This is a genomic window from Psychrobacter proteolyticus, from assembly GCF_038155145.1.
Taxonomy (GTDB): domain Bacteria; phylum Pseudomonadota; class Gammaproteobacteria; order Pseudomonadales; family Moraxellaceae; genus Psychrobacter; species Psychrobacter proteolyticus_B.
In genome coordinates this window covers 523,173-539,443 of record NZ_JBAKAY010000001.1, presented here as the reverse complement: position 1 = coordinate 539,443, position 16,271 = coordinate 523,173, and the positions used below count along the sequence as shown (strand labels likewise).

Here is a 16,271-nt window from a genome sequence, read left to right as displayed (position 1 = left end):
TTTACACACTACTGGAACATTTATGAGTAATAAAATCCCGTTATCTTTCTTAGATCTAGCGCCTGTGCCTCAAGGCAAAACCATCGCTGAAGGTATCGCTCAAACGGTCGAAACCGCGCAGCAAGCGGAAAAATCAGGCTTAAACCGCTATTGGATGGCAGAGCATCACAATATGCCCGGTATTGCCAGTGCAGCTACTTCAGTACTACTATCGCATATCGGTAGTCAAACCGACCGTATCCGTATTGGTGCTGGCGGCGTTATGCTACCGAACCATGCCCCTCTCGTGATTGCTGAGCAGTTTGGTACTTTGCAGGCACTATATGGCGACCGTGTAGACTTAGGTCTAGGCCGTGCGCCCGGTACTGATGGAGCGACGTTTCAGGCACTTCGTCGACAAATGAAAGACGCAGAACGCTTTCCACAAGATGTGCAAGAGCTGATGTATTTCCTAGGTAATGATACAGATGGCAGTCCTGTTCAGGCATTCCCTGGCGCAAAATCAGGCATACCGATTTGGATATTAGGCTCTTCTCTATTTGGTGCGACCTTAGCCGCACATTTAGGACTACCTTATGTGTTTGCTTCTCACTTTGCCCCACAAATGCTTGGGCAAGCAATTGAGGCTTATCGTGAACAGTTCAAACCGTCTGTCTATCTAGATAAGCCTTATGTCATGCTGGCTGCAAACTTATTGTTGGCTGATGATGATGCGACCGCTCAATATCACTTTACCTCAGCACAGCAGAGCTTTGTACGTCTGCGCCGTGGCGAAACAGGTCAAATGCCTAAGCCTACCCACGATATGGACAGTATCTGGAGTCAAGCAGAGAAAATGATGGTAGATAACGCATTGTCAGTATCATTCATTGGCTCTGTCGACACGGTCAAACCAAGACTCGCTGCGTTTTTGGCAACCTATCAGCCAGATGAGCTAATTGTGACGGCCAATATCTATGACCAAGCTGCTCGCATCCGTTCACTTGAACTTACACCGGAGCTAAACTTATTTACTTTACAATGAAATGAGACACTTGCATAATTATTGATGAACCTTAACTGGATTTTTGACATGGAAGCAACTCCCATTATCGGTGCATCGCTCATGATTGGCTCGTCAATATTTATGTATATCGTCGCCTTTCTTGCAGTTATGGCTATCGGTGGTTATTTGACCTATCGTACTAGTCCAAAGCGCAAGCAGCGCCGTGAAGACAAGCGTAATAATGAACGCTAGATTAATAAAAAAGCCTTCTTTTCAAATAAGAAAAGAGGGCTTTTTTAGGGCTGTCAAAATTAGATAAAGCGAAAGTACTCACTTATTTAAAAATAGTACAAAATCTGCATTACATCAACCCAAGCGCACGTAACGTCGCTGCCCCAATCGCCATACCAAACATGCCGACAACAGTGGTAAATGCCAAAATATTAGCCGCTAATACATCATTGCCACCCATTGCTTTTGCCATGACATAGCTAGCTGCAGCTGTTGGTGATGCGACCATCAAAAACAACACTCCCATATGCACGCCTGATAGTCCAAACCCGAGCCCAACAGCGATAGCAATCAATGGTGCGATGACAATTCGTCCAATACTCGCCTGCATGGATAAGCCCGAAGGATGCAACATAGACTTTAGGTTAATACTAGCACCTGCACAAATCAGTGCTAGCGGCAGAGCTACCGCTGCCAGTAAATCACCAGTCGTATGAATTACCCCAGTGAGTGGCGGTAATGGTAGTGCTTTATAGACGAATGCCCCAACCAATGCCAAAATCAAAGGATTGGTCAGTAACTTTTTCACAATCATCGTGCCGCGACTAACCCATGTGTCATCCACGCTTTTGGATACGCGGCTTAGAGTAATGACCGCCAAGATATTAAACAGTATCGTCACTACGCCCATATAGACAGCACCGATACTTAATCCTTGCGCGCCGTAAGCGTTGGCTACGGTTGCAAGGCCAATAATGGCCATGTTGCTACGAAATACGCCTTGTACAAACACACCTTGGTCTTCAGGATGTTTAACGAAGCGTTTGGCATAAAACTCTGCGCCAATAAATAATATAAACGTCACCAAGATACCAACAAGGATAAGCGTAATTTGCTTACCATAATCGACGTCGCTATCAACCACGCTAAAAAACAATAAACACGGCAAGCAATAATTAAAGACAAAGCTTGATGCCTGATCGATAAAAGTTTGGCTTGCCTCACCGCGTCGTTGCATAAAAAAACCCAACCACATTAAGGCAAGGTTGGGTAAGACAATGGTAATAGCAAAAACAATAGCATCAATCATAAGTAGACTCAGTTCGGTGACAAGCCCATCAATATATGGACATCAGCGAGACAAATTAACAAGTATTAAGAAAATTTACTGACCTAGTATAGAGACAAAGTAGTAAGTAGGACAAGGTTACATGTGACTTTCTTTTAAAACTAAAGGTTTTTTTGACAAACAAAAGCCCGTAACGACATGTCGTTACGGGCTTTTTATACTATAAGTACTTTATTATAAAAGGCTTTATTACATAGCTATTATGAGTCCAATGCAGCTTTTGCTTTTTTATGCTTTTTAACCGTCATTGCCAACAACTGAATAGCAGCAGGGGTTACACCGCTTACGCGTCCCGCTTGAGCTAGCGTCGCAGGACGAACTTGCGTGAGTTTCTGTACTATCTCGTTCGATAGACCTGACACGATACTATAATCAAAGTCTAATGGCAGCGCCGTGTTTTCTAGACGCTTCATTTGGTCAATGTCTTCTTGTTGACGGTCGATATAGCCGGCATATTTGACAGAAATCTCTATCTGCTCGCCCACTTGCGCATCGACGGTTGAGTCCGTGATAGCCGCGATATCAGCAAAATGTATTTGCGGACGCTTTAGCAAATCAAAGGCAGTCGACTCTTTAGACAGCACTTCACCTGTTTGCTCAGTCACTTGCTTACCTAAAGCATTAGCAGGCGTGGCCCACATATCTTTTAGACGTGAGGTTTCTGTCGCGATGGCTTCCATTTTTTCTTGATAGGCTTGCCAGCGTACATCGTCTACTAGACCTAGCTTACGACCAGTCTCTGTCAAACGCTGATCTGCATTGTCTTCACGTAAGAGCAAGCGATATTCTGCACGGCTCGTAAACATACGATACGGCTCGGTAGTACCATGGGTAATCAAGTCATCAACAAGCACACCAAGATACGCTTCATCGCGGCGCGGGGTCCATGTGTCAAACTCGCTATTGTTAGTAGTGACCAATGCCGCATTGGTACCTGCTAGCAAACCCTGCACGCCCGCTTCTTCATAGCCTGTCGTACCGTTGATCTGACCCGCAAAGTACAGACGATCAATCGACTTGGTTTCAAGCGTTGGCTTTAGGTTTTGTGGATCAAAGTAATCATACTCAATCGCATAACCCGGACGAGTAATATGGGCATTTTCTAAGCCTTTCATACTATGAATAAAGTCTAACTGCACATCAAATGGCAAACTGGTTGAGATACCATTGGGATACAACTCATGTGTGGTCAGACCTTCTGGCTCGATGAAAATCTGATGGCTGTCTTTATCCGCAAAGCGATGAATCTTATCTTCGATAGATGGGCAATAACGCGGGCCTACGCCTTCGATTTTGCCAGAGAACATTGGTGAACGGTCAAGGTTTTCACGAATAATGTCATGAGTACGCGCATTGGTATGGGTTATATAACAATTGACCTGCTCAGGATGCATAGAGACGTCACCCATATAGCTCATCACTGGCAACGGTGTATCACCTGGTTGTACGGTCATCACGCTAAAGTCAACACTACGTGCATCAATACGTGCTGGTGTACCCGTTTTTAAACGACCGACTGGCAGCTTAAGCTCACGTAAACGATCTGCCAACTTGATAGAAGGCTGATCCCCTGCACGGCCACCATTTGAGTTTTCCATACCAATGTGAATAACGCCGCCCAAGAAAGTCCCTGAGGTCAGTACCACTGTTTCGGTCTTAAAGATAATACCTGTAGAAGTCACGACTGCCGTCGCACGGCCGTTTTCGACCAAGATATCATCAGCAGCTTGTTGAAATATATCCAGATTTGGCTGATTTTCTAGCGTATGGCGGATAGCTGCTTTATACAAGATACGATCTGCTTGCGCACGCGTGGCACGAACGGCAGCCCCTTTACGGCTGTTTAGTACGCGAAACTGGATACCTGCTTTGTCCGTTGCCAGCGCCATTGCACCGCCCAACGCATCAATCTCACGTACTAGATGCGATTTACCGATACCACCAATCGCAGGATTACAACTCATCTGCCCGAGCGTCTCAATATTATGCGTCAATAATAAGGTCTGTGCGCCCATACGTGCAGCCGCCAAAGCAGCTTCTGTACCAGCATGACCACCGCCGATCACTATCACGTCGTAATGTTTTGGGTATTGCATGTGTGCCTCACTTGACTCATAACGCTGCCGATGGTCGTGTTCTATTAGTAAAGAACAAGACCATCGACAAATAAACGTCAGTCGAATTTATAAGAAGATAACGACTCAGATAAGTCATTCATAATTGGTTAGGGCGTGTTCTTATTTTGAAAATGGTGATAAAAATGAGGTAAATTGCAGTCAAACAAGGAAAGTAGCGCAGATAATATCAGGATATTAACCAGCTATTTGACATAGTTTGACAATACTTAACCATTTTTAGCCCATTCAGATGCTTTTGTTCAGATTAAGAACACGCTCTGAATAACCCATAATTATAACAATTTTTTGATACTTAAAAAACGTTAGAACAAAAACTATTAAAATTAAGCGAAAAGTTCTCTACTCTGGTTACTGTTTTGCTAGTTGTTGCCTCACTAATGACTATTTTAATCATCATTTTGATTATTATTGCCAGGGCTAAGCGGTACGATCTGATCTGATTGCCCACTAGACAGCATATGATGGCTACCATACCCTTCTGGATTGATCTGTAGATAGGCGTTCATTTGACCAATCGCCTCACCATCATCACTGGCCAAAATCTGCTCTTTGATGAGATCAACTGGCGGTAACGGTAAGTTTTTAAGCAATGCCAAGCGCTGATGGTTATCACCCTTGTTGACTACCAAATCGATAAGCTGACGAGCATCGATTGGCAAATCAGGTGTGTTTTGTGCTAAAAGTGCCAAATGATAAGCACCTGCAGGGTCTTGGTCTACAACGATGCGCTGCTCAATCGCAACATATGTCGCTTCAGTTGCACCGCCTGCCACACTAAGCTGATGAATACATTTAAGTGCTGAGTATGACTCATTGTTAGCAATCTCAAGAATGCGTGTCGATTCGTTTTTTAAACGTTCACGGCGTTTTTCAATCGCTGCCTGCTCAGCCGCTTCTCTTTGCTCATTTAACTGTTCGCTGGTTTGGTTATTCATAAAGCTCTCTTACTCATTTGATAATTATTATTTATATCGCTGGTATCTTGGACACTATATGGGGGTAAATCCTATAAAAACAACGAAACCTAATGACATAGACGCGTGTAAATACTAATGGGGACAGGAATAGATACGCTACTAACAATACTAATAGCGACAATAAAAAAACCCAAATAGCCATCAAATGACTATCTGGGTTTGCTGTGCTCGTCTCTTGCAAAGGCTAATTGGGCATTAAAGACATCCAATTCACACTTTTAAGTATTAAGCAGCAGGGCTGTTTGCTTCAACCAATGGCTTTAGCTCGCCCGATTGATACATTTGCAAGATGATGTCTGATCCACCCATCAACTCACCATCAATCCATAACTGCGGGAACGTTGGCCAGTTCGCAATTTTTGGCAACGTTGCACGGATTTCTGGGTTTTCTAAAATATTTACAAACGCAAATGGACGACCAATCTGAGTCAACACTTCGATAGAGCGCGCTGAAAAGCCACACTGTGGAAATTGCGGTGTGCCTTTCATGTAGATAATAACTTTATTGTCACGGATTTGATCACGGATCAATTGTTCAACGTCGTTTGCAGCAGTGTTTGGGGTTTGCTCACTCATAAAAGCTCCTATTGATAAAGCGGTTCATTAAAATGATTATTTATATAAAATAATTGTGTAAAGACGTGGCTGATACATGGGGCGACTGCCGCTGTATTACAAGCACGAATTTCTATCTATGTAGGTTCGACAGCATTAGGGACTAATAATACCACGGCATTGGCCATGATGCCCTCTTGACGACCCGTAAATCCCAATTTTTCAGTCGTGGTGGCTTTTACACTGATATTGCTAATATCTGTTTGCAGGTCACTAGCAATATTGGCGCGCATGGCTAGATTATGCGGCGCTAACTTTGGCCGCTCGCACATCACGGTAATATCAGCATTACCTAGGCTATAACCAGCCTCTTGCACTTTACTATAAACATAACGCAGCAGTACTCGTGAATCCAATCCAGCATGTGCCGCATCGGTATCGGGAAAATGCTGCCCGATATCACCAAGCGCCAATGCGCCAAGCAGTGCATCAGCGAGCGCATGTAACACCACATCACCGTCAGAGTGTGCAAGCAAACTGTGAGTATGCTCAATAGGCACGCCTGCTAATATGACATATTGCTGCTGCTGACCATTATTATGGAAAGCATGAACGTCGATACCTTGACCAATTTTTATCATTATTATTCCAAGATGAGTTAAAGGTGATTAAAATAATTCAAAACCATTATCTGAATTTTCAAAGTGGTTTTACTAGTAGCCAGACACCATCGGTCGCCATCAGTTTCAATTAACTGGTATAATATGACGTTTATTTTATCATAATACCAGATCCAAAAGACAAGCTGACGTTGTTATGCTGAGACTACGTATTGTAGTGATTACATAACACTTGGCGTTGGCATGTACTTTGGATAACGTATAAATAGTTGAGCCGTTTTATGTCAGCCATACAAAATACCTCAAGCACAACCGTTTCTGAGTCTTTTAATGCTCATCGTCCTTTAACACTTGCTGATGTCGAAAATCCTAGTACCAAGCATGTGATTGTCGGTATGTCAGGTGGGGTCGATTCTTCTGTATCAGCCGTATTACTTCAGCAAGCAGGCTTCAAGGTCGAAGGCTTGTTTATGAAGAACTGGGAAGAAGATGACGGCACCGAATACTGTACGGCGATGGATGATCTAGCAGACGCGCAAGCCGTATGTGACAAAATCGGTATGAAGCTACACACGGCTAACTTTGCTATGGAATATTGGGATCGCGTATTCGAGCATTTTTTGGCAGAATATAAAGCAGGACGCACCCCAAACCCTGATATCTTGTGCAACAAAGAAATTAAGTTTAAGGCGTTTTTGGACTATGCATTGACCCTTGGGGCAGATTATATCGCTACAGGTCACTATACACGTCGCAGTGTGAACTATACCAATGCCGAAGGTGACGAGGTTGCACAACTCTTACGCGGTCTTGATAATAATAAGGACCAAAGCTATTTCTTGCATGCGGTTGGCGGTGACAAAATCGCCAAAACGCTATTCCCAGTTGGTGAGCTTGAAAAGCCAGTGGTACGTCAGATCGCTGAAGAGCATGACCTAGCGACGGCTAAAAAGAAAGACTCTACGGGTATTTGTTTTATTGGTGAGCGCCGTTTTAAAGACTTCTTACAGCAATATCTGCCTGCCCAAAAAGGCGAGATACTTACTGATGATAATAAAGTTATCGGTACTCATGATGGCCTCATGTATTACACATTGGGTCAACGCGGCGGCATCGGCATTGGCGGGGTTAAAGACCGCCCTGAAGAACCGTGGTTTGTATTGGCAAAAGACTTAGAGAAAAATCGTTTAATCGTCGGTCAAGGGCATGAACATCCCATGCTAATGAGCAACGAGCTAAAAGCCTATAAGCTCGATTGGATTGATGGTTTACCGCCTGCGGATGTGTTTAGCGACGAAGGTCTAGCCTGTATGGAGAAGTCTCGCTATCGCCAGCCAGACCAAGCCTGCCGTGTATTTGCGACCCATGCTGATGGCAGCGAAGTACGCGTGGTATTTGATGAGCCGCAGCGCGCCGTCACCCCTGGTCAGTCAGCAGTATTTTATATCGATGAAGTATGTCTAGGCGGCGGCGTTATTGAATCTATTGATGCACCTTGCGGATTTTAATTACTTCTTAAGACCCAACTTAAATCATAGATGTTGACGCAGTGAATAGATTGAGTTTAACGAGCGTCAACATCGCTTTATTTGCATAGACCGCTTTTTTAATATCATATTTCTGCTATATTACGCGCAACGATTTTGACGTCGTTTATTATATGGTAATTTTTCATCCAGACTCTTGCAGTTTTTTATTTCATAACTACTGAGGCATAACCATGACCCCACTTACCGCTCTCTCTCCAATTGATGGTCGTTACGCATCAAAGGCTGACAGCTTACGTCCTTATTTATCTGAATTTGGTCTAATCAAAGCTCGCGTTACGGTAGAGATTCGCTGGTTGCAGTCTTTAGCTGACAACAGCGCAATTGGTGAATTAGCAGCATTTGATGACCAGACCAACGCTTTTTTGAATGCAATCGTTGATGACTTTAGCGAAGCAGATGCTCAAGCTATCAAAGACATCGAAGCGACGACCAATCATGATGTAAAAGCGGTTGAGTACTTTATCAAAGACAAGTTCCGTGGTCAGGATGCCTTGATTGACTCACTTGAGTTCATTCACTTTGCTTGTACCAGTGAAGATATCAATAACCTATCGTATGCATTGATGCTCAAAGACAGCCGCGAGCTAGTCGTTGCCAAAATGCAGCAAGTGACTGATAGCATCGTTGACTTATCTATTGCTCACGCTGAGCAGCCAATGTTATCACGTACACATGGTCAGACAGCCAGTCCAACGACACTTGGTAAAGAGATGGCAAACGTAGCCTATCGCCTAGCCCGTCAAATCAAGCAAATCAATCAAGTAGAGCTATTAGGTAAAATCAACGGCGCCGTTGGTAATTATAATGCACATTTTTCAGCGTATCCTGATGTCGACTGGCAGAGCCATGCTGAAGCGTTTATCAATCAGCGTTTAGAGCTAACGTTTAACCCTTATACGACTCAAATCGAGCCACACGACTATATCGCTGAATTGTTTGATGCCGTTAAGCGCTTCAATACAATCTTGATCGATTTCAACCGTGATATTTGGCAATATATTAGCTTAGGCTATTTTAAGCAGCGCCTAAAAGACGGTGAAGTTGGTTCTTCTACTATGCCACATAAAGTTAATCCAATTGACTTTGAAAACTCTGAAGGTAACTTAGGCGTTGCCAATGCGATGCTGGCCCATTTGGGTGAGAAGCTACCAATTTCACGTATGCAGCGTGACCTATCGGACTCAACGGTATTGCGTAATATCGGTGTTGGTCTAGCACAGAGCATGATTGCGTTTGATGCTTGTCTAAAAGGTGTGGGCAAACTTGAGCTAAATGCACAGCGTTTAAATGATGACTTGAATCAAGCGCAAGAAGTATTGGCAGAGCCGATTCAAACGGTCATGCGTCGCTACCGTGTTGAAAACCCATACGAGAAACTAAAAGCCTTGACTCGTGGTAATGCCATGACTCGTGAAGCCATGCTAACGTTCGTCGAAAGTGATGAGCTATCGGCAGTTAGTGATGCGGATAAAGAACGCTTGCGTGCATTGACGCCTGCTACTTATATCGGTAATGCCGCTGAGCAAGCACGCGCTATTAAAGAATGGATTGCCAAGCTTTAATAACTGATAAGAGCATACTGGTAATGAAATCAAACTAGAAAGGTAGGAGCGCCTAGTATTATTTACTCGCTCCTACCTTTCTAGCACTTTTATCTTATTCAGTTGTTATCTTAATAGCTATTGTCTGAATAACTAGCAACCTTACTTTGAACGCTATGATTGGTTTTGATTCGATTGCTTTTGATTCAAAACCCATAGTCGATAAGTAAGGTTTTATTTTTTATCATCATCGTCATCACTGTCGCCTGGTATGATGGCTTTACCCACAGCAACGGTTCCTTTGACCACGCCTTTGGTAGTTTTATAAGCGATTTTTGCGGGTACTGTGACGATTTTATGGACACAGGCCTGTAGCAAAAACACGCTAGCGATGATGACAACAAAATGCAGCTTTTTCATAATGTTCCTACGATTGAGTGGATGCTCTGCTGACAGCTATTATTTTGATAATCGTTATTGCTTATATGTACTATATAAACGTCACCAAAATAATAGACATCAAATAGATGACAATCTTAAACTATTAAAACCTTCCTATAAAGCATCCCTTATTATTAATCTTGTACACTGCCAAAATATGGATTTATCAATGACCTCTATCCCTCTTTGTTTACCCGACTCTATCACGCCTGAGCAATTCCTGACTGAATACTGGCAAAAGAAGCCACTGCTTATTAAGCAAGGGTTGCCACAGCTAATTGACATGTTTGAGCCAGATGACATGATTGGTCTTGCGCTTGAAGAAGATGCTAGCGCAAGACTGCTGACTCAAGCAGCCAGTAAAAAAGAAGGTCAGGCACAGTGGCAACTCAAAAAAAGCCCGTTGAATGAGCCTGATTTTGAAAACCTACCAGAGCAATGGACCGTATTGGTACAGAATCTTGAGCAATGGTCGCCAGAGCTTGGTCAGTTGTGGCAAGCGTTTGACTTTATTCCGCAGTGGCAGCGCGATGACATCATGGTTTCCTACGCGCCAGCAGGTGGGTCGGTCGGTAAGCATTATGACGACTACGATGTGTTTTTGGCACAAGGCTATGGCTCTAGACGTTGGCAGTTGGGCAAATTCTGTGATGACCAAACAGAGTTTGTTGCTGATGAGCCGCTTCGTTTATTTGACGACATGGGCGAGCTTGTTTTTGATGAGATACTAGAAGCAGGTGATGTGCTTTATGTACCGCCGAAACTATCGCATTTCGGTGTAGCACAAGATGACTGTCTGACTTTCTCGTTTGGATGTCGTCGTCCAAACCTGATGCAAATCATCGATAGCGTGGCTGATATCGCGACCAATGACAGCAAGTTATTTATCCCGATGCTACTACCGCAAGCGCTACAAGCGTCAGGTGAATTGCAAGCAGATAGTATTGCCGCTATCAAGGCGCAATTGCTAGAGATGCTACAATCTGATCGCGGTGATGATATGATTCGCCAAGCAGTTTCTGAAGTGATTAGTAAACGCCAATATGATGCGCTGATGCCAGAAGAGACGTTAGATACCGATGAGCTTATGCAAGCGCTATCAGAAGGGGCCACATTGCAGGCGGACTATAGCAACCGCCTACTCTATAGCCAGACCACTGATGGCACCGTGCTGTATGCCAATGGTCAACGTATCGATGGGCTTGATAAAGCGGCGATAGCAGTATTAGTACGCTTGGCCAATGGTGAAGCATTACAACATAGCGACGTCACCGATGTTGATGCAGATGATTTGAGCGAATGGCTAGAGAACGGCTGGGTGTGGGTTGATATTGCTGAATAACATCCTGTCATCAGGCTTCAGTTAAATAGCATAAACAAAAAAACCGCTATCTGATAATTACTCAGATAGCGGTCTTTTCTTATACATCTTATACAATCACTATTTTGGTAGTTATAGCGCTACCAATGCACCGCTCAGCCTTTATGAGAATTGATATAAAAGCTAAGCGGATTCGTAATTAATGCAGTGATTCTACTCTGTACCAAGCTCAAGCAAGCTCGCGTTACCACCGATTGCTGTGGTATTGATAGTCTTGACTCGCTCAGTGACAAAGCGATGCAGATAATCAGGCGTTAGCATTTCTGACAAGCCTTCCATATCAGTGACACTGATGACCTGTGTCAAAATACCGTCAGTATTGGCAAGCTCTTGACTGATGGCTTGCACTTCGCTGCGGCTACCAGAGACAGCCACTTGTGCTAGACGATCGATATATAAAAGCGTCACAGTTTGCGAATCGTTAGCCACACTTAATACATCTTCGCTGATACCTGTGTCGTGCAGTATCTTAGCAGCTTCATTACACATCTCATCTTGGCTCGGGCAATGCAATATAACTTCATTACCTGTCAACAATGCCGCGATAAGCTGACCTAATACTGCCATAGCTCTAGCAGTTTCGCCACCGATGACCATCGTCTTACCACGACCAGTCACATACAAGTCATTCGACTCGCCTGTTGCCCCTGTCATACGATGCATCTCATCCAAGCTAGGCGCAGCGCTCAACAAATGGTTGAATAAACGCTTTGCTTTATTGGCGTCACCAGTGAGCAATGCCAGTTTTGGAATGGCTGCTTGTAGATACGTTGCGCGGTTGACTGCGCCGAGTAATCGCCAAGATTCACAAACCTGGGCATGATTTTTTTTGAATTCAGTCGCCATGTTGCTACTCCTTATGCGAGTTCTGTTTGAGTGGTAGTTTGGGTTTCGGTCGCTGTTATATGAGCAGCTGACTGTTCAGCATTAACTGATTCTGAGTTAAGTTGCATGAGACGCGCGACATAGTGCGGGCCACCAGCTTTAGGACCAGTACCTGATAGACCACAACCACCGAATGGCTGTACGTTTACGACCGCGCCGATTTGGTTACGGTTGATGTAAGTGTTACCAACAAAGGCACGGCGCTCAATGTGCTCAACAGTATTTTCAATACGGCTATGGATACCTAGAGTCAAACCAAAGCCTGTGTTGTTGATGGCATCAATCAGCTTATTCAAATCACGCGCTTGATAACGAAGTACGTGTAGAATTGGGCCAAAGTGCTCACCACCGATCACATCGATGCTTTTCACTTCGATTGCGGTTGGCAATACAAAAGTAGACTTCTCTTGACTGACGACTGAGCTTGAGCTCATTGGCGTCTGTGCCAAAATAGTAGCAGTCGGCTCAGCACTCATACGTTCGATGTGCGCCTCTAAACCATGCTTAGCATCAGCATCAATCACTGGACCTACATCTGTCGCAGCATATAGAGGATTACCTACAGACAGCTCAGCCATATTACCTTGCAATAGCTCGATTAAATCATCCGCCATCTCTTCTTGTACACACAATATGCGACAAGCTGAACAACGCTGACCTGCTGAACCAAATGCTGATAGTACCGCATCTCTAACGACTTGCTCTGGCAATGCTGTTGAGTCAACGATCATCGCATTTTGACCGCCAGTCTCAGCGATAAAGACAGGCAATTCACCGCTAGCTTGTGCATGATCATTTAGGCTTTGGTTGATACGTTGGGCTGTTTGAGTAGAGCCTGTAAATATCACACCTGCGATATTATCAGCAGCCGTCAAAGCACCACCTACGTCACCTGCACCAATGACCAATTGCAATGCTTCTGCTGGTATACCCGCTTGATACATTAACTGTGCACCAAAGTGAGCTACCAAACTGGTTTGTTCAGCAGGTTTCGCTACTACGGTGTTACCTGCAGCAAGTGCAGCTACAATCTGTCCCGTATAGATAGCCAATGGGAAGTTCCATGGACTGATACAAACGAAAGTGCCACGTGCTTTATACACTTGACGAGACTGCTTACCAGCCAAGTCTGTGAACTCATGTACGACGTCATCTAGACGCTCTGCTTCGTCAGCATAGAAACGACAGAAATCAACGGCTTCTTTGATTTCATCGATGCCATCTTGCATGGTTTTACCCGCTTCAACTTGGCATAGTGCCATTAGTTCAGCGTAGTTTTCTTCGTATAGCTCAGCAATCTTACGTAATATCTCAGCACGCTTAGCAGCTGGTACATTTTTCCATAAATCTTGACCAGCAACAGCAACGTCAATCGCTTGGCGAGCCACTTCAGCGTTGGCATAAGTTACTTTACCAGCACTAACTTCGTGGTTCCAAGGCGCAAGTACAGTCTGCGTATCAAGCTGATTCGTTTGACCATCTACTTCGTAGGTATCAACAGCTTTACCATTAATGATAGAGGTTGCTGACCATGTCTTATGCAGATGGCTATCAATAGCTGATTTGAACGGCAACCATTGTGACTCTACAAAGATATTAGGGCCAAAACTTGCACGACGTTCACCGTAAATCTCTAACGGTAACGGGATGTCTGGATTATGCAATGTTGCATTACCAAGCAGCTTGTCGTATGGATGCACTGTTAGCTTTTCAATTGGATAAGACTTGTCTAGCAACTGATGAACAAACGAGCTGTTGGCACCGTTCTCAAGCAAGCGGCGTACCAAGTACGGTAGCAAGTCTTTATGCGCGCCCACAGGAGCGTAGATACGTACAGGAATCTCATAAGCTTGCAAAATATGATCATAAAGCGCATCGCCCATACCATGCAGACGTTGGAACTCAAAGTCCCTATGTGCACTCATGGTCATGATTGAAGACAGTGTATGCGCATTATGCGTCGCAAACTGTGGCCAGATTAGCCCGCGCAGATGGTCTGACAATAAGAAGCGCGCACAAGCAAGGTATGCAGTATCCGTACCTTCTTTACGTGTCCAAACGGGATAGCCTGATAGACCTTTTTGCTGAGCAAGTTTGATCTCAGTATCCCAGTAAGCACCTTTTACTAGACGTACTGGAATACGATCACCGACTTCAGTAGACAAACGAGCAAGCCATGCTAATACAGCGATAGCACGTTTAGAGTACCCTTGTACAACGATACCTAAACCATCCCAGTCCGCTGTCAAATTATCACGGTACAAAGACTCAAACAGTTTTAGAGAAATCTCAAGGCGATCTGCTTCTTCAGCATCAATACTGATATCGACATTGACTTCACGTGCCGCTTCAATCAATAGCAGGCAGCGCTGACGCAATAAGCCCATTACTTGTGCTTCTTGCGTAGCTTCATAGCGAGGATGCAGTGCTGATAATTTGATAGACACTGACGGCTTTGGCATGCCTTCTTTAACTTTTACGTTCGCCGTAGCTCTGATCGCATGTAGATAGTCGTTGAAGTATTTTTCCGCATCTTTATGCGTGATCGCCGCTTCGCCTAACATATCAAATGAATAGGTATAGCCTCTATTACGATATGGTTGGCTGTTTTTATTGGCGTCTTCGATGGTTTCGCCCAATACAAACTGATGGCCCATGATACGCATGGCTTTTTGCATCGCACTACGAATGACAGGCTCACCCATCTTCTTAGTCATGCGATCCAAGAAACCTGATGCAGTGGTGCTGCTGTCAATACTGACAACGCGACCAGTCATCATCATGCCCCAAGTAGAGGCATTGACCATAAAGCCATTGTCATTTTTAATGTGCTTTTTCCAGTCAGCCACACTCATTTTGTCATGAATCAATGCATCAGCCGTATAGTTGTCTGGCACACGAATCAAGGCTTCTGCCAAGCTCATTAGCAAGATACCTTCTTGGGTATCAAGGCTATACTCAAGCAATAATGAGTCAACCATCTTGACGGCTTTACCATCATTACGTACGTGCTCGACCAGTTTGCGCGTTTGCTCAGCAGCAGCATCGCGTTCTTCTATACTGGGTTTGGCAAGTGGCAATAACTCAGACAACCAACGTTCTTCATCGGCGCTATATAGCGGCGAAATACGCTTATTTAGCGCTTCTGCTGACTGGGCGAGATACTCAGGCGACAGCATATCAACAGGATTAAACAAGATCGGCTCTTGCGGGGTAAATTGGTCTACTGGGTTCATAATAACTCCATAACTATCGTTTAAAAACCATAATAAATGGTGCTTTAGGAAGTCTGATCGTCCTGTATAACTGCTCATAACCGCTATCAAAAAATAGGGGTTATTGACGGATATTCACAGCAATAATCAAAAGACCAAACGGCGCCATCACAAAACTAAAAATCCAGCATAGGCTGGAGACGGTTAAGTAGGTCGTTCGACTGTTAAACGGGCTACGTTAACAATACAAAGGCAACAACGAAAAGCTAAGCGGCATTAGTGCCTTCTTCTTGTTAGTAGTGAAAGGAGTGTGATGACCAAATATCGCCTTATTGAACCGAAAAATCGCTCTAATAATCACAAATCTGTCATCTTTGGTGATGCTAATTCACTGTAAGAAAAACCTCTACGGCGTTGATTGAGGTGATGCGCTTAACTCGGCTATAATATCACGAAAGTTTTTTTCAAACTAACGAAATTTATTATTTTCATAAATTAATATATATCTAAATAACAATAACTTACAAGCACTTTATTGGCCATGACGCTTTGGTTACGTTTTTTTGTTTACTATTGCCCATAGTTTGGCATCACCCTACTTAATACTGGTATCAGAAATACTA

General features: G+C 44.0%; 13 protein-coding genes. 5 read left to right on the top strand and 8 right to left on the bottom strand.

Annotation, left to right across the window (positions count from 1 at the left end):
- Positions 1-22 precede the first annotated feature (22 nt).
- On the top strand, positions 23-1,024 hold the full coding sequence (locus V6252_RS02125; protein WP_191115163.1) for an LLM class flavin-dependent oxidoreductase: 1,002 nt from the start codon (positions 23-25) through the stop codon (positions 1,022-1,024).
- A gap of 48 nt (positions 1,025-1,072) precedes the next feature.
- Entirely contained in the window at positions 1,073-1,237 is a 165-nt protein-coding gene (locus tag V6252_RS02120) for a hypothetical protein (RefSeq protein WP_166739203.1), read from the top strand.
- 109 nt (positions 1,238-1,346) lie between these two features.
- Here V6252_RS02120 and V6252_RS02115 read toward each other — a convergent pair whose 3' ends face one another.
- From V6252_RS02115 to ispF, 5 genes are all read right to left on the bottom strand, one after another.
- Positions 1,347-2,306, bottom strand: coding sequence for an AEC family transporter (locus V6252_RS02115; protein WP_298807703.1), 960 nt, complete (start codon positions 2,304-2,306; stop codon positions 1,347-1,349).
- A 239-nt stretch (positions 2,307-2,545) separates the two neighbouring features.
- Entirely contained in the window at positions 2,546-4,441 is a 1,896-nt protein-coding gene (gene mnmG, locus V6252_RS02110) for a tRNA uridine-5-carboxymethylaminomethyl(34) synthesis enzyme MnmG (protein ID WP_341609070.1), read from the bottom strand.
- A gap of 428 nt (positions 4,442-4,869) precedes the next feature.
- Positions 4,870-5,418 carry a hypothetical protein gene (locus tag V6252_RS02105; RefSeq protein WP_341609069.1) on the bottom strand — a complete coding sequence of 183 codons (549 nt, stop codon included), beginning with the start codon at positions 5,416-5,418 and terminating at the stop codon, positions 4,870-4,872.
- Between the two features lie 267 nt (positions 5,419-5,685).
- Positions 5,686-6,036, bottom strand: a complete 351-nt coding sequence (grxD, locus tag V6252_RS02100; RefSeq protein WP_057759647.1) for a Grx4 family monothiol glutaredoxin — start codon at positions 6,034-6,036, stop codon at positions 5,686-5,688.
- Positions 6,037-6,152: 116 nt separating this feature from the next.
- On the bottom strand, positions 6,153-6,656 hold the full coding sequence (gene ispF / locus V6252_RS02095) for a 2-C-methyl-D-erythritol 2,4-cyclodiphosphate synthase (protein WP_341609068.1): 504 nt from the start codon (positions 6,654-6,656) through the stop codon (positions 6,153-6,155).
- 260 nt (positions 6,657-6,916) lie between these two features.
- On the opposite strand from ispF, the gene mnmA reads away from it, so the two are divergent.
- The gene (mnmA, locus tag V6252_RS02090) at positions 6,917-8,143 is read left to right on the top strand and encodes a tRNA 2-thiouridine(34) synthase MnmA (RefSeq protein ID WP_341609067.1); all 1,227 of its coding nucleotides are present in this window, start codon (positions 6,917-6,919) and stop codon (positions 8,141-8,143) included.
- A gap of 212 nt (positions 8,144-8,355) precedes the next feature.
- Positions 8,356-9,747, top strand: a complete 1,392-nt coding sequence (purB, locus tag V6252_RS02085) for an adenylosuccinate lyase (RefSeq protein WP_296207684.1) — start codon at positions 8,356-8,358, stop codon at positions 9,745-9,747.
- Positions 9,748-9,960: 213 nt separating this feature from the next.
- Here purB and V6252_RS02080 read toward each other — a convergent pair whose 3' ends face one another.
- Positions 9,961-10,146 (bottom strand): NF038104 family lipoprotein, encoded by a 186-nt coding sequence (locus V6252_RS02080; RefSeq protein WP_057759633.1) that lies wholly within the window; start codon positions 10,144-10,146, stop codon positions 9,961-9,963.
- A 190-nt stretch (positions 10,147-10,336) separates the two neighbouring features.
- Here V6252_RS02080 and V6252_RS02075 point away from each other — a divergent pair, with 190 nt between their 5' ends.
- Positions 10,337-11,509, top strand: a complete 1,173-nt coding sequence (locus V6252_RS02075) for a cupin domain-containing protein (RefSeq protein ID WP_341609066.1) — start codon at positions 10,337-10,339, stop codon at positions 11,507-11,509.
- Between the two features lie 192 nt (positions 11,510-11,701).
- Here the strand turns inward: V6252_RS02075 and V6252_RS02070 are convergent, their stop codons facing one another.
- Both V6252_RS02070 and putA read right to left on the bottom strand, forming a co-directional pair.
- Entirely contained in the window at positions 11,702-12,394 is a 693-nt protein-coding gene (locus tag V6252_RS02070) for a 1-pyrroline-5-carboxylate dehydrogenase (RefSeq protein WP_101204808.1), read from the bottom strand.
- Positions 12,395-12,405: 11 nt separating this feature from the next.
- Positions 12,406-15,669, bottom strand: coding sequence for a bifunctional proline dehydrogenase/L-glutamate gamma-semialdehyde dehydrogenase PutA (gene putA / locus V6252_RS02065; protein ID WP_341609065.1), 3,264 nt, complete (start codon positions 15,667-15,669; stop codon positions 12,406-12,408).
- Between the last annotated feature and the right edge of the window lie 602 nt (positions 15,670-16,271).

Excerpts from the sequence above, each read along its gene's own strand:
- V6252_RS02125 (WP_191115163.1), top strand. The coding sequence starts at position 23 with ATGAGTAATAAAATCCCGTTATCTTTCTTAGATCTAGCGCCTGTGCCT.
- V6252_RS02120 (WP_166739203.1), top strand. The coding sequence starts at position 1,073 with ATGGAAGCAACTCCCATTATCGGTGCATCGCTCATGATTGGCTCGTCA.
- V6252_RS02115 (WP_298807703.1), bottom strand. The coding sequence starts at position 2,306 with ATGATTGATGCTATTGTTTTTGCTATTACCATTGTCTTACCCAACCTT.
- mnmG (WP_341609070.1), bottom strand. The coding sequence starts at position 4,441 with ATGCAATACCCAAAACATTACGACGTGATAGTGATCGGCGGTGGTCAT.
- V6252_RS02105 (WP_341609069.1), bottom strand. The coding sequence starts at position 5,418 with ATGAATAACCAAACCAGCGAACAGTTAAATGAGCAAAGAGAAGCGGCT.
- grxD (WP_057759647.1), bottom strand. The coding sequence starts at position 6,036 with ATGAGTGAGCAAACCCCAAACACTGCTGCAAACGACGTTGAACAATTG.
- ispF (WP_341609068.1), bottom strand. The coding sequence starts at position 6,656 with ATGATAAAAATTGGTCAAGGTATCGACGTTCATGCTTTCCATAATAAT.
- mnmA (WP_341609067.1), top strand. The coding sequence starts at position 6,917 with ATGTCAGCCATACAAAATACCTCAAGCACAACCGTTTCTGAGTCTTTT.
- purB (WP_296207684.1), top strand. The coding sequence starts at position 8,356 with ATGACCCCACTTACCGCTCTCTCTCCAATTGATGGTCGTTACGCATCA.
- V6252_RS02080 (WP_057759633.1), bottom strand. The coding sequence starts at position 10,146 with ATGAAAAAGCTGCATTTTGTTGTCATCATCGCTAGCGTGTTTTTGCTA.
- V6252_RS02075 (WP_341609066.1), top strand. The coding sequence starts at position 10,337 with ATGACCTCTATCCCTCTTTGTTTACCCGACTCTATCACGCCTGAGCAA.
- V6252_RS02070 (WP_101204808.1), bottom strand. The coding sequence starts at position 12,394 with ATGGCGACTGAATTCAAAAAAAATCATGCCCAGGTTTGTGAATCTTGG.
- putA (WP_341609065.1), bottom strand. The coding sequence starts at position 15,669 with ATGAACCCAGTAGACCAATTTACCCCGCAAGAGCCGATCTTGTTTAAT.